The sequence below is a fragment of the Noviluteimonas caseinilytica genome (assembly GCF_018406605.1).
GTDB classification, from domain to species: Bacteria; Pseudomonadota; Gammaproteobacteria; order Xanthomonadales; family Xanthomonadaceae; genus Noviluteimonas; species Noviluteimonas caseinilytica.
Genome location: NZ_AP024545.1, coordinates 1,408,847 through 1,435,361, shown reverse-complemented (window position 1 = coordinate 1,435,361; position 26,515 = coordinate 1,408,847). Strand labels below are relative to the sequence as shown.

Sequence of the window (26,515 nt, the reverse complement as noted above, 5' to 3'; positions counted from 1 at the left end):
TCGGGATCAATCGATCCGCGTGTAGGCCGGCAGGGTGAGGAAGTCTTCGAGCGTGTCTTGTTCCGTGAGCGTTTCGAGCAGGGCGATGGCTTCGGCGATGCGCGTTGCCCCGGGCAACTGCATGCGGTCGGCGAACTTGCTGGGGAGGCCGATGAGGGCGCGTTCGAGCAGGGCGAAATCGATGGGCGTGCCGTCGTCCAGGTGCAGGCCGGGGTCTGCGTGCAGCCATTGCCACAGCTGCGAACGCGAGATCTCTGCAGTCGCTGCGTCTTCCATCAGCCAGTGGATCGGCACGCAGCCGTTGCCGTCGAGCCACGCGGCGAGATAGCGCACGCAGACTTCCACGTTGCCTTCGAAGCCGGCGCGCGTGATGGTGCCGAACGAGGGCTTGAGCAGGGCGTCGCGCAGTTCCGCGTCGGATTTGGCGCGTACGTCGTTGCGCATCACGAACTGCTGGTGCGCGCCGAGCATCCAGGTGTCGAACACTTCGCGCGCCAGCGGGATCAGCGCCGGATGCGCGACCCAGGTGCCGTCGTGGCCGGCGCCGACTTCGCGCACCTTGTCGGCGCGGACGCGATCGAGCGCGCGCTGGTTGGCGGCGTCGTCGCCGGCGATCGGCACCTGCGCGGCCATGCCGCCCATCGCATGCGCGCCGCGGCGGTGGCAGGTGTGGATGAGGAGTTCGGAATACGTCTTGAGGAAGGGCTGCGTCATCGTGACCTGCGCGCGTTCGGGCAACACGCGATCGCGATGGCGGCGGAAGGTCTTGATGTACGAAAAGATGTAATCCCAGCGGCCGCAGTTGAGGCCGGCGATGCGCGTGCGCAACGCGTGCAGGATCTCGTCCATCTCGAATGCGGCGGGCAGCGTTTCGATCAGCACCGTCACTTTCATCTGGCCGACGGGCAGCCCGAGCGTGGTTTCGACGTGCGCGAGCACCGCGTCCCACAGCTGCGCTTCTTCCATCGCCTGCAGCTTCGGCAAATAGAAGTACGGGCCGCGGTTTTTCGCGGCGAGCGCCACCGCGTTGTGGAAGGCGAACAGGCCGAGGTCGCACAACGACGCGGACATCGGCGCGCCATCGATGAGCACGTGCTTCTCGTCGAGGTGCCAGCCGCGCGGGCGGACCATCAGCACGGCTTGTTCGGAGAAAGGCTTGAGGACGTAGTGCTTCGCGCCGTCGGGCGCCATCCAGTCGAGCGTGCCCGCGACCGCCTTGCCCAGCGCGCGCTGGCCGGTGAGCAGGTTGTCCCAGGTGGGCGAGGTGGAATCCTCGAAGTCGGCCATGTAGCAGTTCGCGCCGGAGTTGAGCGCGTTGATGACCATCTTCGGATCGGTGGGGCCGGTGATCTCGACGCGGCGATCGAGCAGCGCGCCCGGGAGTTCGGCCACGCGCCAGTCGGCGGCGCGGATCGCGGCGGTGTCGGCGCGGAAGTCCGGGAGCGCGCCGGCATCGAACTCGGCCTGGCGCACCTGCCGTGCGGCGAGGCGTTGCTGGCGGATCGGATCGAAGCGGCGCTGCAGGTCGGCGAGGAACGCCAGGGCCGCGGGGGTCAGCAATTGCTCCTGCCCGGGGAGGCTGCGGGTGACCGCGATACCCGCGGGGCGAACGACGTCCTGGTCCGGGTGCAGCACTGCCGACATGGTCGAATCCCTGATGAGGCGGAAGCCGACCGTACGAGCGGGTACTGTATTGCGCAAAACAGTTTTATCTATGCATATGATTAGGTGCGCTTATATGAAGGCCGTGTCATGACCGAAAACCGCACGCCGCCGCCCCGTTTCGCCTACAAAGCGGACAAATTGAAGCCGTTGCGTGCCTTTTGCCAGACCGCGCGCCTGGGCTCGGTGTCCCGCGCGGCCGAAGCGCTCTACGTCAGCCAGCCCGCGATCACCCTCCAATTGCAGGCGCTCGAGCGCGAACTGGGGGTCAAGCTGTTCGAACGCGTGGGCCGGCGGCTCACCCCGAGCCGCGAAGGACAGGTCCTCTACGAGCTGGCCAAGCCCCTGGTCGAAGGCCTCGACGGGCTGGATGCGGTGTTCCGCGACAAGGTGCAGGGGCTGGATGCCGGCGAACTCAACGTCGCGGCCGGCAGCTCGACCATCCTCTATCTGTTGCCCGGGATCGTCGAAGCCTTCCGCCAGCGCCGCTCCGATGTGCGCCTGACGCTGCACAACGTCACCGGCGCGGGCGGGCTGGACCTATTGCGTACGGACGCAGTCGACCTGGCCGTGGGCTCGATGCTCGATGTGCCCGCGGACCTGCGCTACATGCCGGTCTATCGCTTCGAGCCGATGCTGATCACCCCGCCCGACCATCCGCTCGCGCACAAGGCGGACCTCAAGCTCGAGGATCTCTCGCCCTACGGCTTGATCCTGCCGCCAAAGCGCCTGACGACGTACCGCCTCGTCGACCTGGTGTTCCAGCAGAACCGCGTGCCTTACACCGTCGCGCTGGAAGTCGGCGGCTGGGAAGTGATCAAACAATACGTCGCGATGGGCCTGGGCATCAGCATCGTCACCGCGATCTGCCTGACCGACGCCGATCGCACGCGATTGGCGGCGCGCTCGCTCGCGCAGTACTTCCCCTCGCGCAGCTACGGCGTGGTGATCCGCAAGGGGAAGTTCCTGTCGCCGCAGGCGCGCGCCTTCATCGAACTCATCCAGCCCGACGGGGGCATCGAGCACTCGGAACGCTGACGCCTTACGGGCAGCGGTCCGCGCGGAATTCGCAGAAGCGATAGCGCAACTGCAGGCCGAACGACGTGCCTTCGTAACGCCCGAACTGGTTGAGGCGTTCGCTGTAGCCCGCGGACGCCACGAGCTGCCAGTGCGTGAAGATGCCGAGCGTCAGGCTCGCGCTGATGTCGCTGGCGCGCTTCCAGTTGTCGAAGGTTTCGTCGCGTTGCACGCCCAGCGCGGCACCGATGTACAGGCCGGCCTCCGGGCCCAGCGCGATGTACGTCGAGGCGACCGGCGCGATGCGGCGGTAGTTGTTCGGCGCGTAATAGCCCGTGCCGGGATTGTCGGTGTAACGCTGCCATTCGCCCTGCAGGCCGACGTCGACGTTGGCGTTGCCGCTGCGATGCACCGCGTGGCGCCAGTCGGCGCTGACCGCGCGATGGTCGTTGTCGTCGCTGAAGTGGTCGGCGCCCGCGTGCACGGCGATGGTGTCGCGCAGCGTGGGCGTGAACACCATGTCCAGCACGGCGCCGTTGCGCATCACGCCCTGCGACAGGATGCGCGGCGAGTAGGCGACACGGTCGCGTTCGAAGGCGATCGCGTAGAAGACGTCGTCCGTCGCGCGTTGCGAGAAGCGCAGGCGGCCGATCGTGGCGGTGTCGTGGCCGCCGTTGACGAAGTCCAGCTTCGACTGGCCGCCGCGGAGTTCGAACGCGATGTCCGGCGTGGCGGCGAACTGTGCGCCGACTTCGACGCGCGATTCGTCGACGTGGTCGCCGCCGAACAACGGCGCGAACGGACCGGTGGCCGTCGCCTCGTGCGTGCGATCGGCGACCTCGGCAAGCAGGCGCGTCGTATCGGAGATGCGCAGGTTGGCGTCGAGGCCCCAGCCGCGGATCTCGATGTCGTCGGAGTCGGAATACACCGAGGCCGGCGCGCCGATCCACGAATACATCGGCAGGCGGATGACCTTCGCGATGTCCTTCGTGTCCTTCGAATCGGGTTGCAGCTGTTGCACGCGGGCGAGTGCGGGGAGCGCGAGGTCCGCGCGTTCGCCGAGGCGTTGAGCCAGGGCCTGGGTCCACGCGACGTCGTAGTTGTCCGGGTGTGCGTCGTACAACGGCTGGTTCAACGCCAGCGCCGCATCACGACGCCCCGCCCACGCCTGCACGCGAGCACGCAGCGCGCGCGCTTCGTCGTCGTCGCCACCGAGCGCGTCCAGTGCTTCGATCGATGCCGCGTAATCGCCGGACCACGCCAGCCAGCGCGCGCGATCCAGCCGCGCGGCGCGATCGTCCGGATGTTCGGCGAGGTGCTTGTCGAGGATGTGCAGCGCTTCGGCGGTGCGCCCCGCCCACGCGGCTTCGCGCGCCTGCTGGTCGAGGCGCGCGGGATCCTGCGCGAATACCGGCCCTGCGGCCATGCCGACCGCGAGCACGATCGCCGCGGCCATCGCGTTGCGGCGCAGCCCCCTGGACATCACTTGCGCCATTTCCGATTCCCCGTGATCCACAAATCGATCGCGAACCGCGCCGTGGTGAACAGGTCGGACACCATCAGCACATAACGCATCGGCGTCACCGCGATGCCCTTGGCCAGCATCGCCAGGCGCCGGCCCTTGCTCACGATCACCAGGACCGTCAGCGACACCGCCAACTCGGCGACCACCGTCACCGCCAGCGCTTCCCACATGCGCAGCACGAGCATGCAGATCAGCGCCGTGGGGAAGCCGATCTTCTCCACCGCGCCGAGGAACATGGTCCAGCCGATCGGCCGGCCGTATTCGCGCGTGGCCTGCTCGCCGAAGGGCTGGCGATATTGTTCCTTGATCACGCGCAGGTCTTCGACGCCGCTGGACTTGTCGCGGCGGCGCTTGCGCCAGGCCTTGCCCGCCTTGAACGGCGTGCGCAGCAGCGCATCGAAGTAGTAGCAGCTTTGCAGGAACGACGACGACCACAGGTACACCTGCCGCGGCAGCCGCTGCACTTCGGGTTCTTCCGAGCGCGCCAGCACATCCTGCAGCTGGATGTTGCGGTAGCCCTCGTGGTTGAGCGCGAAGCCGATGAAGATGTCCTCGGAGTTGGTGAGGTCGTCGCCGAAGATCGGTTCGTAGCGGTCGAACAGGTCGGCGATGTACTTTCGCCGATACGCCACCGCGCAGCCCACCGGGTTGGTGATGCTGCCGAAGAACACCATCTGCCCCTTGTAGATGAAGCGCTGCAGGAACGTGTAGAGCACTTCGCGATACGTGTTGGTGATCCACCACCACAGGCCGTGCAGCATGCCGCGCTTCGCGTGGGGATCGTCGTACGCCTTCGCGCCGTGCCACTGCTGGAATTCGGGCGATTGGGCGAGCGCATGCCGGTCCTTCGGCCGCATCGGCAGGATGTTGCCGCACGCGCTCGCGATGCCGACGCCCTGGTAGAGCTCCTGCACGCAGCGTTCGATGTAGTTCGGCGATTCGAGGAACGTGTCGCCGTCGAGGATGAACTCGACGTCGCAGTCGAACTCGCGCGCCTGGCGCTTGATCGTCGGCGTCTTGCCGATCGACGACGCGCGCTCGATCACGATCAGGTTCAGCGCCGCGGCCGCTGCATATTCGCGCGCGCGCGGCACGGTGCGGTCCTTGCCGCCGTCGTCCACCAGGATGATGTTGCGGATGGGGAACGTCTGCCGGGCGAGCGACGCCAGGCAATGCACGATGTTGTCTTCTTCCTTGAAGGCCGGGATGACGACGTCGACGATCGCCGTCTGCCAGTCGACCGCGGGGGTGGGGACGGTCTTGTCGGGCCCGCGCAGCAGGCCGATCGCGCTAAGCAGCGCGTTCGGACTGAGGACGAACCAGGGTGCAGTAGCCATCGTGACTCTCTTCCAGTTTGTTGCGTTCGATGGCGACGAGATCGTCGATCGTGCGCTCGAGCGTGAAGCGGTGCTCGAACCCGGTGAGCGAGCGCAGGCGGGCCAGGCTCGGGCGACGGCGGCGGATGTCTTCGAAATCCTCGCCGTAGGCTTCGCGCAGGCCGACGTGCTGGATGACCGAACGGCTGTTCGCGCGTTCGATCACCAGCTCGGCGAGTTCCAGGATGCTGATCTCGCGGTCGTTGCCGACGTTGGCCACCAGCGTGTTGCGGGCGGCGCGTTCGGCGAGCGCATCGAGCGCCACGACGGTGTCGCGGGCGTCGCAGAACGAACGCGTCTGCAACCCGCCGCCGAACACCGTGATCGGTTCGTTGCGCACGGCGGCCGCGACGAAGCGCGGCACGACCATGCCGTAACGCCCCACCTGGCGCGGGCCGACGGTGTTGAAGAAGCGCGCGATCACGGCGGGGATGCCGTAACGCTGCGCGTACGACAGGCCGAGCGCTTCGTCGGCGATCTTGCTCACCGAGTAGCCCCAGCGCGTGCCGGCGCGCGTGCTGACCGACAGGTCCTGGTCTTCGCGCAGGATCTCTTCGTCGTTGTGGCCGTAGACCTCCGACGACGATGCCAGCACCACCTGCGGCTTCCAGCCACCCGAATGCGCGGCGCGCAGCAGGCGCTCGCACCCGGCGATGTTGATCGCCAGCACCTTGGTGGGTTCGGCGAGCACGCGGTACACGCCGACGACGGCGGCCAGGTGGTAGATGCGGTCGGCCCAACCGACGCAGCGTTCCAGCCGGTCCCAGGTCAGGATGTCGGCTTCGTCGAAGCGGAAGTTGGGATCGTCTTCATGCGCGGCGAGGTTGGCGCGCACGCCGGTCGACAGATCGTCGACGACGTGGACCTGGTCACCGCGCGCAAGATGAAGATCGACAAGGTGGGAGCCGATGAAACCGGCACCCCCGGTCACGAGGATGTGCATTGGGAGCTCTCCCCCTGGTGAGAGCTGATGACGCTGCGTCACGCGATGTGACGCCTTTCTCACTTCTGACGCAATAGCTGTGCCAATCCGGCCGACGACCGGAAAGTTTTTCTGCTCAGGCGGTTCCGTGGTGCTTGCCCTGCCACGGGCGGTACCAGGCGCGGATGCGGGCGATGTCCGCAGACATGTCGGAAGTGAGGTGAAATACGGGCCCAATCCCGATGATGCGGTCCGGATAGTGGAAGTACGCCGGCAATACCGGCACGTTCGCAGCCTTGGCGATCTTCCAGAAGCCGGTCTTCCAGCGCTCGACCGGTTTGCGCGTCCCTTCCGGCGCCAGGCCGAACCAGAACTGCCCAGCTTGGGTAATCAGTGACGCCGCCTGCTCGACGACCCCATGCGCGGCACTCCGGTCCACCGCGATCACGCCGAGCCGGCGGAGGATCGGGCCGAGCGGCCACCAGAACAGCTGGTGCTTCCCGAGGATCTTGATGTCCAGGCCGAGCGCCAGCTTCGCGCCGAAGCCCCACACCCCGTCCCAGTTGGACGAATGCGGCGCGCCGATCAGCACGACGCGCGGCAGGTCGGGGAATTCGCCGACCATGCGCCAGCCGCCGAGCCGCAGCAGGGTGCGGCCGAACCAGCGACCGAACGCATTCGGCCGCACGCGCGGTGCGTTGGGCGGCAACGGCAGGATGTAGCCGGCCTCGTCTGGTTTGGGTGTCGCCATCCCCGTCCTTGTGTCGTGTCCTGCCGCGTCAGTCCCAGGTCCTGACCGTGCGTCCGCGCTTGATCGTACCGCTGCGTTTCTTTTCGTCCAGCCTGCGCTGCTTCGAGGCGCGCGTGGGCTTGGTGGCCACCCGCGCCTTCGGCACGTGGAGCCCCGCGACGATGAAGGCCACCAGGCGATCGCGCGCGTCTTCGCGATTGCGGTCCTGCGTGCGGAAGCGCTGGGCGTTGAGCACCAGCACGCCCTCGTCGGTCAGGCGCCGGTCGCGCCGCGCCAGCAGGCGCGCACGCAGGGGCTCGGGCAACGACGGCGAGCCCGCGACATCGAAGCGCAGTTCCACCGCGGTGGCCACCTTGTTGACGTTCTGTCCGCCCGGGCCCGACGCACGCACGAAGCGTTCGGTCAGTTCTTCGTCGGGGATGGACAGGTCGGGGGCGATCTCGAGCATGGCGGGACTTTAGCAGCGGGCCCGCGATCAGCGGATGTCGGGAAACGCCGCGCCGTCGAACAGCGCCCGCGCCTTCGCGAACTCCGCATCCAGCGGCGCACGCACTTCGATGCGCTCGCCGCTGGCCGGATGCGCGAACGCCAGGCGCTCGGCGTGCAGCAGCATGCGATGGATGCCGAGCATGCGGAACGCGCGGTTGTGGCGCCCGTCGCCGTGGCTCGTGTCGCCGATCAGGTGATGCGAGAGGTGCTTGAGGTGGCGGCGGATCTGGCGGAAGCGGCCCGTGAGCGGCGTGGCGCGCAGGAGCGCGTAGCGTGACGTCGGGAAGCCTGCGGACGGGAAGTTGAGTTCGCACGTGGCGAGGCGCTCGAACTCAGTGACCGCTGGTTTCTTGACCGGTTTGCCGGGGCCGCCGTCGAGGTCGTGGTCGACGGTGAACCGTTCCTCCGGCCAGCCGCGGCAGACCGCGAGGTAATCCTTTTCGACATCGCGCGCCATCAGCGTCTTGCCGAGCGTGGACGCCGTCTCGCGATCGAAGGCGAGCAGCAGGCAGCCGCTGGTCGCCCGATCGAGGCGATGCACGAGGAAGATGGGGCGGCCGAATTGCTCGCGCAGCCGATCGGCCGCGAAGTCGGTTTCGCCGCGCGCGAGCGCGGAGTCGTGGACCATCAGCCCGGCGGGTTTGTCGACGACGCCGAGGAAATCGTCGACGAACAGAACGCGCAACGCTTCTGCCCCCTCCCCTGCGCCAGCAGGGGAGGGTTGGGGAGGGGCGCTCTCACCGAGCTCGTTCATCACACACCTTCAGGATCACTTCGAGCACCGCATTCGTCTGCTTCATCGCATCGTTGTCCCAGAACCGCAGCACACGATAGCCCTTCTCCTCGATCTTCCTCGTCCGCGCCGCATCGTAGGCAACGGCCTCCGCATGCTGGCCGCCGTCGAGTTCGATCGCGATGTGCGCTTCGACGCACGCGAAGTCCACGATGAAGCCGGCGATCGGGAACTGGCGGCGGAACTTGTAACCGCCGAGGTTGCGTCGTCGCAGGTAACGCCACACGTGGCGCTCGGCGAGGGTCGAATTGTTGCGGAGGGCGCGGGCTCGCTTCCAGATGGTGCGCATGTCGATCCTTCGACGGTGGGGTCGAGGGGAGCGTGTTGTGCGCGAACGTTGCGTTGAAGCCGAACGGTCTGCGGAGTCGGTTGACCCCTCCCCAACCCTCCCCTGCTTTCGCAGGGGGAGGGAGCTTTATTTACGACGCGGCCACGCGGCGAGCAGCGCCCACGCCCCACCCAGTCCCGCGATCCACACCGACGCTGGCAACCCGAAGAACCGCGGGCCGCCGGCTTCCAGGCTGTACATCACCGCAGCGGCGATCAGCAGGCCCGTGCCCAGGATCGCGGAGATGACGCGCCGCTGTGCGCCGCGGATCATCTGCGTGAGGTCGCGGATGTCCTGCGACTGCATCTTCAGCGAATGCCCGCCTTCCACCTGCTGCGTCAGCCAGCTGTGCAACAGGCGCGGCATGTCCGGCGCGCGCGTCACCATTTCCGGCAGGCGCTTGCGGAACTCGGTGAGCAGCTGCTGCGGGCTGTAGCGATCGAGCAGGATGCGCTCGAGCACGGGGCGCGCGACCGCCCAGATGTCGATGTCCGGATCCAGCTGCCGGCCGACGCCCTCGATGTTCAGCAGCGTCTTCTGCAACAGAATCAACTGCGGCTGCAGCGTGAGTTCGTAACGCTGCGCGGTGCGGAACAGCTTGATCAGCACCTCGGCCAGCGAGATCTCCGACAGCGGCCGCGTGAAGTACGGCTCGCACACCGAACGCGCCGCGGCTTCCAGCTCGTCGATGCGGATGTGCGACGGCATCCAGCCGGCCTGCACGTGCAGCTCGGCGATGCGGCGGTAATCGCGGTTGAAGATCGCCATGAAATTCTCCGCGAGGTAGTACTGATCCTCGCTGGAGAGCTGGCCCATGATGCCGAAGTCGAGCGCGATGAACTTCGGGTCCTGCTGGCGCTGCGCATCCACCCAGATGTTGCCGGCGTGCGCATCGGCGTGGAAGAAGTTGTCGCGGAACACCTGCTGGTAGAACACGCGCACGCCCTTCGCGGCGAGCGCCTTGCGATCGATGCCGGCGGCATCGAGCGCGGCGATGTCGTCGCTCGGGATGCCGTGCACGCGCTCCATCGTCAGCGCGCGCTGCGCGGTGTGCGACCAGATCGGCTCGGGCACGTACAGGTCGTTGGAGCCCTGCCAGAAGCGACGCAGCACGGAGGCGTTCGCGGCTTCGCGCTGCAGGTCGAGTTCGGCGGCCAGCGTGTTCTCGATCTCCGCGACGATCTCGCGCGGGCGGATCTTGTCGGCGGACGGATGCGTGCGATCCACCAGCGCGGCAATCGACTTCAGCAGCGCGATGTCGCCCGCGATCTGCTTCTCGATGCCTGGGCGCAGCACCTTCACCACGACCTCGCGCGGCGGCTGGTCGCCCACCGGGTGCATCTGCGCCGCGTGCACCTGCGCGATGGACGCGGATGCGAGCGGCGTGGTGTCGAACGAGGCGAAGGCCACATCGATCGGCTGGCCCAGCGCTTCTTCGACCAGCACGCGCGCCGTGTTGCCGTCGAACGGCGCGACGCGATCCTGCAGCAGCGTGAGTTCGATCGCGATGTCGGGCGGCACCAGGTCGCGGCGCGTCGACAGGATCTGCCCGAACTTCACGAAGATCGGCCCGAGCTCCTGCAACGCCAGGCGCAGGCGCGCACCGCGCGATTGCGCGGCCACTTCGGCCGACGCGCTCGGCACGAACGGGCGCATCAGGCGCAGCCAGCGTTCGGCGGGCGTGTCGTCGAGGAGATCATCGAGGCGGTAACGCACCAGCACGCGGCCGATGCGCGCGGCGCGCAGCACCGGCGTCATGCGGCGCTCCCGCGACGCAGGCGTTGCACGCGCGCGGCGAGGCGTTCGACGTCGTCGCGCACCGCGTCGACGTCGTCGAAGAACGCGTGCAGTTCATCCTTCGCCACCACGTCGCGCGATTCCTCGGTCAGGTATTCGGCCGTGCTGCCCGCGAAGCCCGCACCGGCGGATTTCGCTTCGCGCAACGCGGCGCCGAACGCCTTGGCGACCTGCACGCCGACGACATCGCCGAACACGGTGGTGAAGGGTTGCTGCCAATCCGGATCGAAGCGTTCGGCCAGGCGCTGCAGGCGACGCGCGAGGTCGGCGTCGCCGGACACGCGCACGCGGCCCACGGGCGGCGCGTCGTCGCGCTTGAAGAACGGAAGCTGCGAGACCAGGCCGCCGAGCGTGGCGCGGATGCCGAGGTCGGGTTCGTTCGCATCGTCGACCGGGCCGACGCGGAGGTGTTCGCCGTCGACGGTGACCTGCAACGCGAGCGGCGGTGCTTCGATCGCGAGCGCGACGCGGCGGCCGTCCAGTGCGCGCAACGACGCGCGCGTGTCCGGGTCGAGCGCGAGCGCGCGGTCGAGCGCCATCTCGAGCGCGCGGCCGGCGTGGCGGCGCCAGTTCAACGGGGAGCGGTCGGGGGTCGCGGTCATGGCCGGGGATTCTAGACGGTCTGCCCCCGACGCCAGGGTCAAGGCCGGTTCGCTTCGGCGAGGCGCCGCAAGCCTTCCTCGATCGACACGCCGGGCACGTAGCCGAAGTCGTCCGTCGCCGGTCCCATGTCGTACCAGTGCGTCGTGCTCAGCTGCTCGGCGAGGAAACGCGTGATCGGCGGCTCGCCGCGCAGGGGCAGCGCGGTCCACAGGCCTTCGCACACCGCGCCGATCGCGAACGCGGCGCGGAACGGCAGGTGCTTCGTCACGGGCGGCGCGCCGACGGCACCGAGCAGCGCGTTGACGATCTCGCGCACGGGCCGCGGATCGCCGTTGCTGATGAAGTACGCACGGCCCGCGCAGGCGGCGCCCGGCACGAGATGGTGGAACGCATCGACGTGCGCCTGCGCGGCGTTGTCGATGTACGTGGTGTCGATGAGGTTGTCGCCGCTGCCCACCAGGCGGAGGCGACCGGCGCGTGCGCGCTGCGCCAGGCGCGGCAGCAACTGGTTGTCGCCCGGGCCCCAGATCAGGCGCGGACGCAAGGCGATGGTGGCCAGCGTGGCGTCGTTCGCCGCGAGCACTTCCTGTTCGGCGATCAGCTTGGTCGTCGCATAGGGCGCCTTGAACCCGCTGCCGTACGGCACGCTGTCGGCGGTGCCGCCTTCCACCGGATGCGTCGCGCGATGCGTGACGCTCGGCGTGGACGTGTACACGAGACGCGCGATGCCATGCGCGCGGCACGCGGCCAGCACGTTGCGCGTGCCGAGCACGTTGGCGCGGAAGTAGTCGTCGTACGGACCCCACGCGCCGGCCTTCGCGGCGTTGTGGAAGATCGCGCCGATGCCTTGCGTGGCGGCCAGCACGGCGTCGCGATCGGCGAGGTCGCCCTGGTGTTGTTCGACGCCCAGCGCATCGAGTGCGGCGTAATGGCCACGATTGAAGCTGGCGACTTCGAAGCCGCGCTCCACCAGGTTGCGGCACAGCGCCTGGCCGAGGAAGCCGCCTCCACCGGTGACGAGGATCTTCATGGCGCGGGCATCTTGCGCTTCGCCAGTTCGCGTGTCGCCCACACGGCGAGTTTTTCGCGGCCGATCTTGGCGTTGTGGCGGATGTCGACGGGGAAGCCGGGGTGGCGCAGGAAATACCGGATCTTCGCGGTGTGGACATGGCCATCGGCGAGATGGCGCAGCCTGTCCTGGACATCGAAGACACCGGTGCTGATGTGGTTCGTTTCCTCGTAGCAGAGGACCGGCACTTGCGCGCCCTTCGGACCGACACCGACCAGTGCGCTACGCACGACCCATGGATGCGTGTTGAAGATTGGCTCGACCTGCTCGGTGCACAGCGTCGTCAGGTCATCGACGATCACGCGCTGCGTCTTCCGCCCGCAGAACCACAGGCGACCGTCCCCATCGATCCAGCCGAGATCGCCCATGCGATGCACGATGCGTTCGCTGCCATCCGCGAGACGTTCGCGGATCTTCGCGAGCGCGGTCGCAGCATCGCGACGGAAATACGAATCGGTGGCCGACGGCCCGGCGACGGTGATCTCGCCCACCTGTCCCGGCGAAACACACAGCGCGTCCGACCACTCGGCGATCGCGTTGTCGTCGATGCGGATGATGCGGACGTCGTTCGGCGGCACGGGACGGCCGACGCAGGTGCCGGCGCCACGCTCGGTGGCTTCGCGGGTGCCCTGCAGCTCGCGCCCTTCGATCACGCTGACGGGCAGGCATTCAGTGGCGCCGTACGGCGTCCAGAGTTGCGCATCACCGGGCAACAGCGCACGCATCTTCGCGACAACATCCGGCGGCACCGGCGCACCCGCCGATGTCACGCGCTTCACCGTCGGCATCGCCACGCCATGACGCGCAAGCACCGCCACCAACGCAGGCGAGCCGAACAACTGCGTCACGCCGAAGCGCTCGATCGCCGCCAGCAGCTTGCGCGGATCCGCTTTCGCGGGCCGCGTGGGATCCATGTCGGGAATGATCGAAGTGACGCCGAGCGCCGGATCGAACAACGCGAACGGCGGGAACGTCGGCAAGTCCACGCCACCGGGCGCGAGGCCGAACGCTTCGCGCAACATGTCGATCTGGGCGGCGAAGTGGCGATGGCGATACACCACGCCCTTCGGCACGCCGGTGGAGCCGCTGGTGAACAGGATCGCGGCGACATCGTCGGGTTGCGTGTCGGCGAGTTGCGGGCCGGCATTCGCGCCGTCGCGTTCGACGTCCGCAAGCGTCGCGTCCGCGAAGAACGCGCGCGATCCCGTGGTGATGCGGATGTACGCCGAGCGTGCCCAGCGCAACACCACGCGCGCCACATGCGCCAGCGGGATGCCGATGAAGGCATCCGGCGCGGCTTCGTCGAGGCATTGCTTCAGCGCGCGCTTGTCGATGCCCGGATCCACCAGCACCGGCACGGCGCCCGCCTTGAACAGCGCGAACATCAGCAGGAAGAACTCCGGCGTCGGCCGCACCATCACCACGGTGCGCGTGCCGCGCACGATGCCGCGCAGGGCCAGACCCGCGGCGATCGCATCGCTGCGGGCGTCGAGCTGCGCGTAAGTGATCGCGGTTGCGTAGCGGCCATCGCGGCCCGGGCAACGCATCGCCACCTGGTCGCCGCGTTCGCGGGCCAGGCGCGGGAGGGCGGCGGCGATGTTGGAATCGCGCATGGCTCAGGCCAGCAGCGCGTGGCGATCCAGGAAGGCGCGGATCGCCGGCACCAGCACGGCGTGCTTGTCTTCCAGCACGTAGTGGTTGGCGTCGTCGAATGCGTGCGTCTCCGCCTGTGGCCACGCGCGGCGGAATGCATCGAGGCAATGGCCGTCGAACACGAAATCGCGCAGGCCCCAGCCGAGGAACGCGGGCCGGTCGGCGAACGTCGGCAACGCGCGACCCGCCGCATCGACCAACGCCCACGCCGGATCGCCTTCGCGCAGCGGAATGTCCTGCACGAAGCGCAGCGTGGCGATGCGGTTGCGCCAGGTGTCGTACGGCGCGACATACGCGCGGCGCACGGCGTCGGGCATGCGGCGTTCGACGCCCACATGCGAGGCGATGCCGGAGAACGCATTGAACCCGCGGATCATCAGCGCGCCGAGCTTCGAATCGCGCCCGAGCGACAACTGCCACGGCATCGGCTTGGCTTCGGGCAGCGGGAACATCGCGGTGTTGAGCACCACCCAGCGCCGCACGCGGGCGGGATGCGCCATCGCCCAGCCCATGCCGATCATGCCGCCCCAGTCGTGCACGACCAGCGTGACCGGGCCATCGATGCCGAGCGTGTCGAGCAGCGTGGCCAGGTCATCGACGCGCGACTGCAACGTGTAGCGATACGCCGCATCGTCCGGCTTGTCGCTCAGGCCCATGCCGACATGGTCGGGCACGATCACGCGATAGCGATCGCGCAGGCCGGTGACAAGGTGGCGCCAGTAATAGCTCCACGACGGATTGCCGTGGAGCATGACGACGACTTCGCCGTCGCGCGGGCCTTCGTCGAGGTACGACAGTTCGATGCCCGGGCGGATCGCGATCCGCTTCGGTTCGAACGGGTAGTCGGGCAGCGCTTGCGCGTTTACCAAACGACTTCGGCCATCGAGCAGTTGAGGCCCGAGCCGATGCCGAGCAACGCGATGCGGTTGCCCTTCTTCAGGCGGCCCATTTCGCGCAGCTTGGACAACACGATCGGCACCGAGGCCGGGCCGATGTTGCCGTGCTCGTTGAAGATGGTGAGCACTTTCTTCGGGTTGATGCCGAAGGCCTTCACGAACGCGGCGGTGTGCACCTGGCTGACCTGGTGGATGACGAACTCGTCCATCTCCTCGGCCACCCAGCCCAGCGCCAGGCGCGCGGCGATCCAGGTCTTCTGCGCGAGCTTCAGGCCTTCGATCAGCAGCATGCGGGTGTCGGTGACCATGCGGTCCAGGTTGCCGCGGCACAGCTTGTTCCACTCGGTGGCCGCGCGCGTCACGCCGCCCTTGTAGCGCGGGGCGCCCGGGGCGAGTTCGGCACGCGCGAGCACCATCGCGGCGGCGCCGGACCCCAGCGTCAGCGTGGCGAGTTCGTTCTTGAATTCTTCTTCCGTCGTTTCCACGCGCAGCAGGCGCTCGAGCGTCTTCTCGTACGCCAGGTCGGCGGTTTCGCCGTCGACGACCAGCGCGTAGTCGATCTCGCCGCGCTCGATCATGCGGCTGGCGATGTCCATGCCGTTGAGGAACGCCAGGCACGCGTTGGCCACGTCGAAGTTCTGGCACATGTCGGACAGGCCGAGGTTGCCGCTGACGATCGACGCCGTGGACGGCTCGAGGAAGTCGCGGCTCACCGACGTGTTGACCAGCAGGCCCACCTTGTCGGGATCGATGCCGGCATCGGCCAGCGCCTTCACCGCCGCGAGCGTCGCCGCGTCGGAGGCCTGCATGCCTTCATCCCACAAGCGTCGCGCATGGATTCCCGCCACGTCCTGCAGCACGTCGGTCTTGATGCCGAGGCGATCCAGCGTGGGCTTGAGGCGCGCGTTGATTTCGTCCGAGCTCAAGCGGCGCGGCGCGTCGATATGAGCGAGGCCGGCAATGGCGACGTGTTGGAACAACATGATGGGGGACTGCCTGCGAAGTGACGGATCCCGCGAGCGGGGGCCGAAGCGGCCGGGCCCGGGGGCGCGACAGGATACCGGCTTCACCGCCGCCGCACAGGTCTTGAAAATGGAAACGGGTCCCGCAGGACCCGTGGATTCATGAAGATGTGGACGATCCCGCTGTTCAGGCGGGCCGGAATGTCCGCTTCCGGTGGCTCAACGGCACTTCCACGCGGCGTAGCGCTGCGAACCTTCCTTGGGCGGCGCCAGCGGCTGCACCGTGTTGGCGCCGAGGCCCGGGGCCTCGTTGCGGGCCAGCGTTTCCAGTTCTTCCTGCACGCGCAGTGCGTTCCGGTCGTAGAAGGCGACGCTGTCCTTCACGGACACCTCGACTTCGCCGCGGTTCTGGCAACCGGCCGGCGGGCCGGTCACCACTTTGACCGCGCTCGCACCCGGGGCCATGTGGACCCAGGTGCAGGACGACAGCACGACGGCGAGCACGAGCCCGATCGCGGGACGCATCATCACTTCGTGCCGTTGGCGGCGGGCGCCTTCGCCGGTGCGACGGCGGCGCGCGTCACCGGCTTGCCGTCGGCGTCGATGATGGAGACCTGGCCGAGGTCGAGCTTGCGCACCTTCTGCTCGATCTGCGACAGGTCGCCGACGATCACCCACGTCAGCGCCTTCGGCTTGATGATTTCCGTCGCCGCGGCGCGCACCGCGTCGTCGGTCTGCGCTTCGGTGCGGGCCTTCAGCGTGGACACGTAGTCGTCGGGACGCCCGTACAGCGCGTTGCTGGTCAGCGCCGAGAGCACCGCGCTCGCGGTTTCGTAGCTGCCCGGCAGGCCGCGCACGTCGTTGGCCTTGATCTTGGCGATCTCGTCCGTCGACAGCGGGCGCTTGCCGATCACGTCGTTCACTTCCATGCGAATTTCGTTCGCCGACTCGGCGGTCTTGTCGGTCTGCACCGGCGCGTAAAGCATGTACGGGCGCTGGCCGAGGGCGTCGCGATAGAAGCTGTACGCGCCGTAGGCCCAGTGCTTGTTCTCGCGCAGGTTCATGTTGAGGCGCGCGGTGAACGCACCACCGAACGCGCCGTTCATCGTCTGGATTTCCAGGTCGTTCGGCACGGTGGTGGGCGGTGCGAGCAGGCCGGCGAGGATCAGCGACTGCTGCGCACCGGGCTTGTCGACCAGGAACACGCGCGGCGCGGTCTGCTCGGCGACCTTCGGCAGCGTCTTGGTGCCCTTGGCCACCGACGGCGCCTTCCAGTCACCGAAGGCCGCGTCGAGCTGCTTGGTGATTTCCGCGAGCGTGGTGTCGCCGGCGACGAAGATGCGCACGTTGTCCGGGCGCAGCCACGCGGCCTGCCAGCCGCGCATGTCGGTGGTGGTGAGCGCCTGGATGTCGGCTTCGGTGCCGCTGCCGGTGAACGGGATCGCGTACGGATGGCCCGCGCCGTACAGCAGCGGCGGCAGCGTGCGCAGCGCGAGGCTGGTGGGCTGCGTCTTTTCCTGCGCGATGCCGGCCAGCCACTGCGCGCGGATGCGTTCGACGTCCGCATCGCGGAACGCCGGGTTGCGCACGACGTCGGAGAACAGCGCCAGCGACGGCGCGAGTTCGGCCTTCAGCACGTTGGCCGACGCGCTGCAGCTGTCGAGGTTGCAGCCGGTGGAGAGGTTCATGCCGAGGCGTTCGCGACGCTGCGCGATCTCGACCGAATCCAGCGACTGCGTGCCTTCATCCAGCATCGCCGAGGTGAAGCTGGCGGTGCCGAGCTTGCGGCCGGCATCGCTGGCGTAACCGCCGTCGAACTGCAGCGTGATGCCTACGGTCGGGACCGTGTGGCGTTCGGCAAGCACGACTTCGATGCCGTTCTTCAGCTTGCCGCGCTGGACCTGCGGGAACTTGATGTCGGGGAAGCTGGTGACTTCGGGCACGCCCTTGCTGCGATCGACGGTGCCGGGCGTCGCCTTGAGCGAGGCGGTGGACGTCCCGGGGATGTCGGCGGGCTTGTCCTTGCTGGCGGGCAGGCCGGCGACGTCTTCGATCTTCGGCGCTTCCTTCACCGGCACGACGGTGAGCGTGTAATCGCCCTGCGACAGCCACTTCTTCGCGGCGGCCTGCACGTCGGCGGGCGTGGCTTCCTGGTTCCAGGCGTAGAGCTTCTTCCACGCATCCGGGCTGCCGAGGTACAGCGCGCTTTCGCCCAGGCGCGAGGCCTTGCCGAGGGCGCGCTCGAGGCCGCGGATGGTGCCGGCGCGATCCTGCGCCTGCAGGCGCGCGAGTTCGTCCTGCGTCGGGCCTTCCGCGAGGAAGCGCTGCCATTCTTCGGCGATCGCGGCCTCGACTTTCTTCGGATCCACGCCCTGCTTGACATCGGCGGTGAGCACGAACTGGCTGGCGAGCTCGAACGGCGTGACATCCACCTGCACGTCGTCGACCAGCTTGTCCTTGTAGACGAGGCGCTGGTACAGGCGCGAGGTCTTGCCGCCGCCCATCACGCCGGCCGCGTGGTAGAGCATCACGAAGTCGCGCTGGTCGCGCGCCGGGATGTTCCATTCGCGATAGATACGCGTCTGCGCGACCGTGTCTTCCATCTGGTCGCGCGTGGACGTGGTGCGCGGTGCGACCCACTGCGCCTGGCGTGCGACGGCCGGTCCCGGTGCGATGTCGCCGAAGTACTGCTGCACCTTCGCCTTCGCGGTGGCGGCATCGATGTCGCCGCTGAGCACGAGCACGGTGTTGGCCGCGCCGTAGTACGTGCGGAACCACGTCTTCACGTCATCGAGCGAGGCGGCGTTGAGGTCCGCCATCGAGCCGATGGTGTCGTGGTGGTAGGGATGGTTGGCCGGGAAGGTCTGGGCCAGCATGCGTTCGTCGACGCGGCCGTAGGGTTCGTTCTCGCCCTGGCGCTTTTCGTTCTGCACCACGCCGCGCTGTTCGTCGAGCGTGGCCTGGTCGATCGCGCCGAGCAGGTGGCCCATGCGGTCGGATTCCATCCAAAGCGCCATGTCGAGGGCGGTGGTGGGCACCGTTTCGAAGTACATCGTGCGGTCGAGCCAGGTGTTGCCGTTGATGTCCGACACGCCGGCCATTTCGAACGGGCCGAAGTACTCGCCCTTGTGGTTCTCCGAGCCGTTGAACATCAGGTGCTCGAACAGGTGCGCGAAGCCCGTGCGACCGGTCGGCTCGTCCTTCGAACCCACGTGGTACCAGATGGCCACCGACACCACCGGCGCCTTGCGGTCGGTGTGCACGATCACGCGCAGGCCGTTGGAGAGGGTGAACGCCTCGTACGGGATGTCCAGCTCTGCCTTGGGCGACGCGGCGTGCGCGATCGAAGGCACGAAAGCGGTGCCGCCGATGGCGAAGGACAGCGCGAGCGACAGCGCACACGTGGCCAGGGCGGAATGCGGCCTGCGGATCGGGTTCATTCGGTGGAAGCTCCGGGTCGTTTGACCGGCGATCCTAGCCCGCCGCCGCGGTGGATACACTAGGTCGGACGGCACACCCGCCGCGGTCGCAAGGAACGCAGGCATGGCAAGCGCCCCGAAGCACAGCCTGGTCACCGGCGCCAACCGCGGATTGGGGCTCGCCTTCACGCGGCAACTGCTCGCGCGTGGAGATCGCGTCGTCGCCACTGCCCGCCACCCCGGCAAGGCCACCGCGCTCAACACGCTCGCGGGCGAATACCCGGGCCGCCTGCACGTGCTGCCCCTCGACGTGGCCACCGACAAATCGCGAGACGAACTCGCGCGCGAACTCCCGCTGGTCCTCGACGGCGCACCGATCGACTTGCTCGTGAACAACGCCGGCGTGCTGCATTCCGGCGAACGCTGGGGAAAGCTGGATCCGGCGATCCTCGAAGACAGCCTGCGCGTGAACGCGATCGGCCCGCTGCTGCTGGTGCAGGCGCTCGCGTCGCTGCTCGCCGACGGCGCGACGGTGGCCAACATTTCCACGCAGATGGCCAGCCTCGCCACGCGCACGGAATTCCGCTCGCCGAGTTATTCGATGAGCAAGGCCGCGCAGAACATGGCCACCGTGCAACTCGCGCTGGCACTCGCATCGCGCAACATCCTGGTGGTGGCGCTCAGTCCCGGATGGGTGCGCACCGACATGGGCGGCACCGGTGGCGAGATCTCGCCGGAGGAATCGGCAGCCGGGTTGCTGCAGGTGATCGGCGGCTTGAAGGCCAAGGACAGCGGCCGCTTCCTCGACTGGCGCGGCGAGCAGATGGCCTGGTAACCACGTCCGGACGTCCGCGGACACGCGAACGTCGCACCGTCATTCCTTGCGAATCAATGCGTTAGGCATTGGCACGTTCCGTGCGTGAGTACTGGTCAACCAAGTGCTCCGTCCGGCACGCCAAGGAGGTCTCCCATGTCGATGCACACCCAACTGCTCCGCGGCCTGCTGGCGCTACCCGTCGCCGCGCTGCTCCTCGCCGCCGGCGTCGCTGCCCGGGATCCGGGCGAACCGGCCACCGCGCAGGCCGAAGCGAACGCCACCGCGACCGCCGCCGCCCTGCCCCGCGTCGATTTCCATTCGATGATCCCGGGCGCGCTGCACATCGTGCGCAAGGTGAAGCTGGAAGGTTGAGCGGCTTGTGTCGATGATGGCGGCATGTTCGATGTCGTCCTCTTCCAGCCCGAGATCCCGCCCAACACCGGCAACGCGATCCGCTTGTGCGCCAACACCGGGGCGCGCCTGCACCTGGTCCGGCCGTTGGGCTTCACGCTCGAGGATGCGCAGCTGCGACGCGCCGGCCTCGACTACCACGAATACGCGACGCTGCAGGTCCACGATTCGCTCGATGCAGCGCTCGCCGCGATCGCACCCCAACGCCTCTTCGCACTGAGCACCCGCGGCAGCGTGCGCTTCGATACGCCGTCCTACACGCAAGGCGATGCGTTTCTCTTCGGGCCCGAGACGCGCGGCTTGCCGGACGATGTGCTCTCGCATGTCCCGGAATCGCAGCGCCTGCGCCTGCCGATGCGGCCGGGCAATCGCAGCCTCAACCTGTCCAATGCGATCGCGGTGGTCGTGTTCGAAGCGTGGCGCCAGCAGGGCTTCAACGGCGGCGCATGACGCGGCTCAGGCCGCGAGCGCCTCAAGGAATTTCCGCCGCCACAACGTGATGTCGTGTTTCTGCAGGCGCTTGTGCAGCGCGTGCCAGCGTTCCTTGCGTTCATCCATCGGCATGGCGTGCGCCTGCGCGAGGGCGTCGGCGACGCCGTCGAGGTCGTACGGATTCACGATGAGGGCTTCGTGCATCTCCGCCGCCGCGCCGGCGAAGCGCGACAGCACGAGCACGCCGGGCTTCTCCGGATCCTGCGACGCCACGAACTCCTTCGCCACCAGGTTCATGCCATCGCGCAACGGCGTGACCAGGCCGATGTCCGCGCTGCGATAGAAGCCCGTGAGCACGCCGTGCGAGAAATCGCGGTTGACGTAGCGCACCGGCGTCCATTCCGGCGCGGCGTGGCGGCCGTTGATGTGGCCGGCCAGGCCTTCCAGTTCGCGGCGCAACGCCTGGTATTCCGGCACTTCGACGCGCGAGACGGGCGCGAGCTGCAGGTAGGTGATTTGCCCGTGTAGTTCGGGATAACTCTCCAGCAAGCGTTCGAAGGCGCGGAAGCGATCCGGCAAGCCCTTCGAGTAATCGAGCCGGTCCACGCCGATCGCGAGCACGCGGCTGCCGAGGCTGTCCCGCAGGCGCTGCACCGATGCGCGCGACACGGCAGCGGCGGCCTGGCGCGCGATCATCCCGGTGTCGATGCTGATCGGGAATGCGCCGGCGCGGAATTCGCGCCCGTCCTGCATGCGCAACCGACCATCGGCGTACACCTTGCCGCCGCGATACAGGCGCACGTAGCTCTGGAAGCGGTCCAGGTCGCGCTCGGTCTGGAAGCCGACGAGGTCATACGCGGCCAGCGACGAAAACAATTGTTCGTGGTTCGGCATCGCCGCCAGCAGGTCCGACGACGGCATCGGCACGTGCAGGAAGAAGCCGATGCGATTGGCGACGCCGAGTTCGCGCAGGCGCTGGGCGAGCGGAATCATGTGGTAGTCGTGCACCCACACCACGTCGTCCGGGCGCAATTGCTTCGCCAGCTTCTCGGCGAACAGCGAATTCACGCGGCGATAGTCGTCGTAGGTATCGCGCCGGTAGTCCACCAGGTCGAGGCGGAAGTGCAGCAGCGGCCAGAGCGTGCGGTTGGAGAAGCCGTTGTAGTAGCCGTCGAAATCTTCGTACGACAGGTCCATCGTCGCGTACGTGGTGTTGCCGTCCTTGATCTCGTGCATGCGGCCCGAGGGTTCGTCGCGCACGCGCTTGCCGCTCCAGCCGAACCACAGCCCGCCGAATTCCTTCAGCGCCGCGCGCATCGCCACCGCGAGCCCGCCGGCACGCTGTTCGTGCGGCAACGCGACGCGATTGGAGACGATGACGAGGCGACTCATGCGCGACTCACGTGGCGTCCTGCCACGGGCGCGACAGGTGCATCGCAGCGCTGATCAGGCCCACGTGCGAATACGTCTGCGGGAAGTTGCCCCACGCCTCGCCATCTTCGAAGCCCAGGTCTTCCGACAGCAGGCCCAGCGGATTGCGCCGCGCGAGCACGGTTTCGAACAACGCGCGCGCTTCGTCATGGCGGCCGATCGCGGCGAGCGCTTCGACGTACCAGAACGTGCAGATGGTGAAGCTGGTTTCCGGTGCGCCGAAGTCGTCCGGCGCGATGTAGCGATACAGGCCGTGGCCGCGGCGCAGGCCCTTGCCGATCGCCTCCACCGTGGCGATGTAGCGCGGATCCTTCGCTTCGATGAAACCCGTGTCCGCGAGCAGCAGCAGGCTCGCATCGAGGCGATCGCCGCCAAAGGCATCGACGAAGTGGCCGAGCTCGGCATTCCACGCCGCTTCCATCACCTTGGCGCGGATGCGATCCGCGCGCCCGCGCCAATGCTGCACGCGCTCGACCAGGCCGAAGCGCGCCGCGACTTTCGCCAGGCGATCGCACGCGGCCCAGCACATCACCGACGAATACGTGTGCACGGACGCGCGTCCGCGGAATTCCCACAGGCCCGCATCCGGCTGGTCGTGCATGCGCCAGGCCTGTTCGCCCAGCGGCTCCAGGCGCGCGAACGTCGCCGCATCGCCCGGATGTTGCAGGCGCTGGTCGAAGAACAACTGCGTCGAGGCGAGCATGACGCTGCCGTACACATCGTGCTGCACCTGCTTCCACGCCAGGTTGCCGACGCGCACGGGGCCCATGCCGCGATAGCCCGCCAGGCCTTCGGCTTCGTCTTCGTGCAGTTGCGCTTCGAAGCCGATGCCGAACACCGGCTGGATGTCCGCGGGTTCGGCGGTGACGATGTTGAAGATGTAGCGGATGTACTCCTCCATCGTCGCCGTCGCGCCGAGCCGGTTGAGCGCGCGCACGACGAACGCCGCATCGCGCAGCCAGCAGTAGCGGTAATCCCAGTTGCGCGTGGTGTGCGGCGCTTCGGGGATGGACGTGGTCATCGCCGCGATGATCGCGCCGGTGTCCTCGTACTGGCACAGCTTCAGCGTGATGGCGCTGCGGATCACGGCCTCCTGCCATTCCAGCGGGATCGACAGGTAACGCACCCATTCGCGCCAGTAGTTCGTCGTGCGCTCTTCGGCGTCGCGGACGAACGCGCCGATCGGCTGCGTCAGCGTTTCATCAGGGCCGAGCACGAAGTGCAGTTCGCGATCGAGCACGAAGGGCAGTTCGTCGCGCAGCAGGCGCAGCGACAGGTCGGTGGTGAGGCGCAGCACGTGGCCGGGCAACAGCCAGCGCATGTGGTTGCTGCCCCACGTGCGTTCGGGTTCGCGCGCGCCCCAGTCGGCGAGCGGTTGCAGGCGCACGCGGATGCGCGGCGAACCGGCGAGCGGACGCACGCGGCGGAACAGGCCGACCGGGCGATAGAGGCGATCGTAATGCCGCCAGCGCGGTGCGAAGTCGGTGATCTCCAGCGCGCCGCCGTGGCGGTCGTGCAGCACCGTGATGAGGATGGCGGTGTTCGGGAGATAGCGTTGTTCGGTGTGCGCCTGGTCTTCGAGCTCGATCTCCCACGCACCGCCCGGGCGCTTGGGCGAGAGCAGCGAACAGAACGCAGGATCGCCATCGAACGCGGGCAGGCAGCACCACACGACGCTGCCGTCGGGATCGATCAGGGCGCCGAACGTGCCGTTGCCGATGACGCCGAGATCGAGGCTGGCCTGGCGCGTCATGCGTGCACTCCTGTGGCGGTGGCGGTGGCGAGCGCATGCAACCAGGCACGCACCGCGGTGGGATTGGCCAACTGCCAGCGCGCGACGCTGGCATCGCGATCGCCGACGAGGATGCTGATGCCGTCGCGCGCGTTGACGACGGCGAAGGCGTGTTCGTCGGTCAGGTCGTCGCCGACGAACACCGGGCGGCGACCGCGGAACGGGGCTTGCTGCAGGAACGCTTCCACCGCGGTGCCCTTGTCGGCGGATTCGCCGCCGGGACGCAGTTCGAGCACGTGGTCGCCGGCCTGCACGCGATACTCCGGCAGCAATCGCAACGCCGCTGCAGCGAATGCACGGAAGGCATCCTGCGCTTCCGGTGCGGCGCGCCAATGCAGCGCGAGGTTCGGTCCCTTGCGTTCGGCGACGGCACCGGGGAACGCCACGGCGACGTGTTGCGCTTCTGCATGCACGGCATCGAGTGCGTCGGGCGCGGGCGGTGGCGCGAAGTACGCGCCGCCCGCTTCACGGCGTTCGAGTCCGTGCAGGCCAGCAGCTGGCACTTGTCGCAATGCACCGAGCACATCGTCGATCGCATCGATCGCGCGCCCGCTCACCAAGGCAACGGCGCCATCGAGCGCAACGTGGAGCGTGGCGATGTCGCGCTGCAATCCCTCGGGCGTCACGACGCCATTGGGATCCAGCGCGAAATCGAGCAGCGAGCCATCGACGTCGAGGAACAACGCCCATGTATCGGTCCATCCAGGCGCGGGCGGCGGCGGCGATGGACGCGGGCGTTCACTCGTTTCCATCCGATCGATTGTGCTCACGCCGTCGTGAGCATCGGGTGGACGGCGCGTCAACGCGCGCCGTGCTCAATCGCTGAGATGGCGATCGTCCATCGCGGTGTCGTCGGAACTGGAGAAGCCGCTGCCTTGCTGGTCGTGGCCGCTGCGCACCGCTTCGCCGGGAATGCCCATGCCGTCGGGATCCTCGTCGTGGATCGCCTTGGCGGACTTGCCATGGCCCTCGGCGGCCGGATCGACGCTGCCGGTGCCGCGGTTGGTGATGGACGGCATGTCGTGCAGCAGCACCTGGTCGCGGCGATCGATGTGCACGTCTTCGTCGCGCGGCCGCGTTTCGACGCGCGGGTCGCGGCGTTCGAGTTCGCCGTCGGCGGGGAGCTTGGTCGGAATATCGCGTGGCATGGGCGTCTCCCTGCGGGCTGGTGAGCGCGAACCTAGCGCGCGTGCGCGGTGCGGCGCGTGATGGAAAAACGCGACGCCCCTTCCACGTCGCTTCAACGCGCGCATCGCTAGGTTCGGGGCTTTCCCGCGCCCGGAGTTCCGCATGGCAAGCAAGAAACAGACCGGCGCGTCCACCGCGAAGAAGCAACGGGCGCTGCAATCGGTGATCGAGGCGAAGGACGCCAAGGCGAAACCGCAGAGTTCGCAGGCGAAGAAGAAACCCGTGCAGGCCGGCGCGCGCAAGGAACCCACGCAACTGCCGAAGCAGCACCTCGATAAACCGGGCAACGAACACGACCTCGCCCTCGCCCCGCGCTTCCTCGCGCCCGACTACATCGGCAGCGAAAAGCTCGCCGACATGGTGGCGATCGTGACGGGCGGCGATTCCGGCATCGGGCGCGCGGTCGCGGTGCTCTATGCACGCGAAGGCGCCGACGTGGCGATCGTCTACCTGTCGGAACACGAGGATGCGAAAGAGACCAAGCGCCTGGTGGAAGCCGAAGGCCAGCGTTGCCTGCTGCTCCCCGGCGACGTGAAATCCGTGCGCTTCTGCGAAGAAGCGGTGGAAAAGACGGTCAAGCAATTCGGGCGCCTCGACATCCTGGTGAACAACGCGGCCTTCCAGTTGCACGCCGCATCGCTGGCGGACATCAGCGAAGAACACTTCCAGGAAACGCTCCAGACCAACATCGGCGGCTACTTCCACATGGCGCGCGCGGCGTTGCCGTACTTGCCCGAAGGCGGGTCGATCATCAACTGCGGCTCGGAGACGGCGTTGTTCGGCAGCAAGGAACTGCTGGACTACTCCGCGACGAAGGGCGCGATCCATGCGTTCACCAAGTCGCTCGCCAGCAACCTGCTGGAACGCGGCATCCGCGTGAACGCGGTGGCGCCCGGACCAGTGTGGACGCCGTTGAATCCGTCGGATCGTCCCGCAGAGGCCGTCGCCGAATTCGGCAAGCAGAGCGACATGGGACGTCCCGCGCAACCGGAAGAGATCTCGCCCGCGTTCGTCTTCCTCGCCTCGAAAGTGACCGCGTCGTACATCAACGGCGCGATCCTGCCGGTGATGGGCGGCCCGCGCGGCTGAGCATCTGAATGGGGCGCAGCCTCGCTCTCGCGTGCTCCAGACGTCGTTTTTACGGCCTTTCGCCTACGGTGCGGCACTGACCGCCGCGTGGGG

The 26,515-nt window shown here is 67.9% G+C and carries 25 protein-coding genes; 5 read left to right on the top strand and 20 right to left on the bottom strand.

Annotation, left to right across the window (positions count from 1 at the left end; all coding sequences use genetic code 11):
• Window positions 1-6: 6 nt before the first annotated feature.
• Window positions 7-1,644, bottom strand: coding sequence for a malate synthase A (gene aceB / locus LYSCAS_RS06990; RefSeq protein ID WP_213437066.1), 1,638 nt, complete (start codon window positions 1,642-1,644; stop codon window positions 7-9).
• Between the two features lie 108 nt (window positions 1,645-1,752).
• Between aceB and LYSCAS_RS06985 the strand changes: the two genes are divergently transcribed.
• Entirely contained in the window at window positions 1,753-2,700 is a 948-nt protein-coding gene (locus LYSCAS_RS06985) for a LysR family transcriptional regulator (RefSeq protein ID WP_213437064.1), read from the top strand.
• A gap of 4 nt (window positions 2,701-2,704) precedes the next feature.
• Here the strand turns inward: LYSCAS_RS06985 and LYSCAS_RS06980 are convergent, their stop codons facing one another.
• The 15 genes from LYSCAS_RS06980 to LYSCAS_RS06910 form a co-directional block, all read right to left on the bottom strand.
• A complete protein-coding gene (locus tag LYSCAS_RS06980; RefSeq protein WP_244858698.1) occupies window positions 2,705-4,174 on the bottom strand; it encodes a tetratricopeptide repeat protein in 1,470 nt (489 codons plus the stop codon).
• Complete coding sequence (locus tag LYSCAS_RS06975; protein ID WP_213437062.1) at window positions 4,162-5,541, bottom strand: glycosyltransferase family 2 protein; 1,380 nt, start codon at window positions 5,539-5,541, stop codon at window positions 4,162-4,164. Before LYSCAS_RS06975 ends, LYSCAS_RS06980 begins: the two co-directional genes overlap by 13 nt.
• Window positions 5,495-6,523, bottom strand: a complete 1,029-nt coding sequence (locus LYSCAS_RS06970; RefSeq protein ID WP_213437060.1) for an NAD-dependent epimerase/dehydratase family protein — start codon at window positions 6,521-6,523, stop codon at window positions 5,495-5,497. Before LYSCAS_RS06970 ends, LYSCAS_RS06975 begins: the two co-directional genes overlap by 47 nt.
• Before the next feature lie 115 nt (window positions 6,524-6,638).
• Complete coding sequence (locus LYSCAS_RS06965) at window positions 6,639-7,253, bottom strand: lysophospholipid acyltransferase family protein (RefSeq protein ID WP_213437058.1); 615 nt, start codon at window positions 7,251-7,253, stop codon at window positions 6,639-6,641.
• Between the two features lie 28 nt (window positions 7,254-7,281).
• Window positions 7,282-7,701, bottom strand: coding sequence for an alternative ribosome rescue aminoacyl-tRNA hydrolase ArfB (gene arfB, locus LYSCAS_RS06960; RefSeq protein ID WP_213437056.1), 420 nt, complete (start codon window positions 7,699-7,701; stop codon window positions 7,282-7,284).
• A 27-nt stretch (window positions 7,702-7,728) separates the two neighbouring features.
• Window positions 7,729-8,427 carry a pseudouridine synthase gene (locus tag LYSCAS_RS06955; protein WP_244858696.1) on the bottom strand — a complete coding sequence of 233 codons (699 nt, stop codon included), beginning with the start codon at window positions 8,425-8,427 and terminating at the stop codon, window positions 7,729-7,731.
• 52 nt (window positions 8,428-8,479) lie between these two features.
• Window positions 8,480-8,824, bottom strand: coding sequence for an endonuclease domain-containing protein (locus LYSCAS_RS06950; RefSeq protein WP_213437052.1), 345 nt, complete (start codon window positions 8,822-8,824; stop codon window positions 8,480-8,482).
• A 126-nt stretch (window positions 8,825-8,950) separates the two neighbouring features.
• Window positions 8,951-10,621 (bottom strand): ubiquinone biosynthesis regulatory protein kinase UbiB, encoded by a 1,671-nt coding sequence (ubiB, locus tag LYSCAS_RS06945; protein ID WP_213437050.1) that lies wholly within the window; start codon window positions 10,619-10,621, stop codon window positions 8,951-8,953.
• Complete coding sequence (locus LYSCAS_RS06940) at window positions 10,618-11,262, bottom strand: ubiquinone biosynthesis accessory factor UbiJ (RefSeq protein WP_213437048.1); 645 nt, start codon at window positions 11,260-11,262, stop codon at window positions 10,618-10,620. Before LYSCAS_RS06940 ends, ubiB begins: the two co-directional genes overlap by 4 nt.
• 38 nt (window positions 11,263-11,300) lie before the next feature.
• Window positions 11,301-12,293, bottom strand: coding sequence for a 2-alkyl-3-oxoalkanoate reductase (gene oleD, locus LYSCAS_RS06935; RefSeq protein WP_213437046.1), 993 nt, complete (start codon window positions 12,291-12,293; stop codon window positions 11,301-11,303).
• Window positions 12,290-13,945 carry an olefin beta-lactone synthetase gene (gene oleC / locus LYSCAS_RS06930; protein WP_213437044.1) on the bottom strand — a complete coding sequence of 552 codons (1,656 nt, stop codon included), beginning with the start codon at window positions 13,943-13,945 and terminating at the stop codon, window positions 12,290-12,292. The genes oleD and oleC overlap by 4 nt, the downstream gene beginning before the upstream one ends.
• A 3-nt stretch (window positions 13,946-13,948) precedes the next feature.
• Window positions 13,949-14,854 (bottom strand): alpha/beta fold hydrolase, encoded by a 906-nt coding sequence (locus LYSCAS_RS06925; RefSeq protein WP_407075166.1) that lies wholly within the window; start codon window positions 14,852-14,854, stop codon window positions 13,949-13,951.
• The gene (locus LYSCAS_RS06920) at window positions 14,848-15,864 is read right to left on the bottom strand and encodes a 3-oxoacyl-ACP synthase III (RefSeq protein WP_213437042.1); all 1,017 of its coding nucleotides are present in this window, start codon (window positions 15,862-15,864) and stop codon (window positions 14,848-14,850) included. Before LYSCAS_RS06920 ends, LYSCAS_RS06925 begins: the two co-directional genes overlap by 7 nt.
• Before the next feature lie 198 nt (window positions 15,865-16,062).
• Complete coding sequence (locus tag LYSCAS_RS06915) at window positions 16,063-16,368, bottom strand: DUF4156 domain-containing protein (RefSeq protein ID WP_213437040.1); 306 nt, start codon at window positions 16,366-16,368, stop codon at window positions 16,063-16,065.
• 2 nt (window positions 16,369-16,370) lie between these two features.
• The gene (locus LYSCAS_RS06910; RefSeq protein WP_407075178.1) at window positions 16,371-19,274 is read right to left on the bottom strand and encodes a M16 family metallopeptidase; all 2,904 of its coding nucleotides are present in this window, start codon (window positions 19,272-19,274) and stop codon (window positions 16,371-16,373) included.
• A 112-nt stretch (window positions 19,275-19,386) separates the two neighbouring features.
• Between LYSCAS_RS06910 and LYSCAS_RS06905 the strand changes: the two genes are divergently transcribed.
• From LYSCAS_RS06905 to LYSCAS_RS06895, 3 genes are all read left to right on the top strand, one after another.
• Window positions 19,387-20,097, top strand: a complete 711-nt coding sequence (locus LYSCAS_RS06905) for an SDR family oxidoreductase (protein WP_213437036.1) — start codon at window positions 19,387-19,389, stop codon at window positions 20,095-20,097.
• Window positions 20,098-20,232: 135 nt separating this feature from the next.
• Window positions 20,233-20,451, top strand: coding sequence for a hypothetical protein (locus tag LYSCAS_RS06900; RefSeq protein WP_213437035.1), 219 nt, complete (start codon window positions 20,233-20,235; stop codon window positions 20,449-20,451).
• Between the two features lie 24 nt (window positions 20,452-20,475).
• Window positions 20,476-20,940, top strand: coding sequence for a tRNA (cytidine(34)-2'-O)-methyltransferase (locus LYSCAS_RS06895; RefSeq protein ID WP_213437033.1), 465 nt, complete (start codon window positions 20,476-20,478; stop codon window positions 20,938-20,940).
• A 6-nt stretch (window positions 20,941-20,946) separates the two neighbouring features.
• On the opposite strand, the gene otsA is transcribed toward LYSCAS_RS06895, so the two are convergent.
• From otsA to LYSCAS_RS06875, 4 genes are all read right to left on the bottom strand, one after another.
• A complete protein-coding gene (otsA, locus tag LYSCAS_RS06890; protein WP_213437031.1) occupies window positions 20,947-22,314 on the bottom strand; it encodes an alpha,alpha-trehalose-phosphate synthase (UDP-forming) in 1,368 nt (455 codons plus the stop codon).
• A 7-nt stretch (window positions 22,315-22,321) separates the two neighbouring features.
• On the bottom strand, window positions 22,322-24,106 hold the full coding sequence (locus tag LYSCAS_RS06885) for a glycoside hydrolase family 15 protein (protein WP_213437029.1): 1,785 nt from the start codon (window positions 24,104-24,106) through the stop codon (window positions 22,322-22,324).
• Window positions 24,103-24,897, bottom strand: coding sequence for a trehalose-phosphatase (gene otsB, locus LYSCAS_RS06880; protein ID WP_213437027.1), 795 nt, complete (start codon window positions 24,895-24,897; stop codon window positions 24,103-24,105). The genes LYSCAS_RS06885 and otsB overlap by 4 nt, the downstream gene beginning before the upstream one ends.
• A gap of 63 nt (window positions 24,898-24,960) precedes the next feature.
• Window positions 24,961-25,293, bottom strand: coding sequence for a hypothetical protein (locus tag LYSCAS_RS06875; RefSeq protein ID WP_213437020.1), 333 nt, complete (start codon window positions 25,291-25,293; stop codon window positions 24,961-24,963).
• Window positions 25,294-25,435: 142 nt separating this feature from the next.
• Here LYSCAS_RS06875 and LYSCAS_RS06870 point away from each other — a divergent pair, with 142 nt between their 5' ends.
• Window positions 25,436-26,422, top strand: coding sequence for an SDR family oxidoreductase (locus LYSCAS_RS06870; RefSeq protein WP_213437018.1), 987 nt, complete (start codon window positions 25,436-25,438; stop codon window positions 26,420-26,422).
• The last annotated feature ends 93 nt before the right edge of the window (window positions 26,423-26,515 follow it).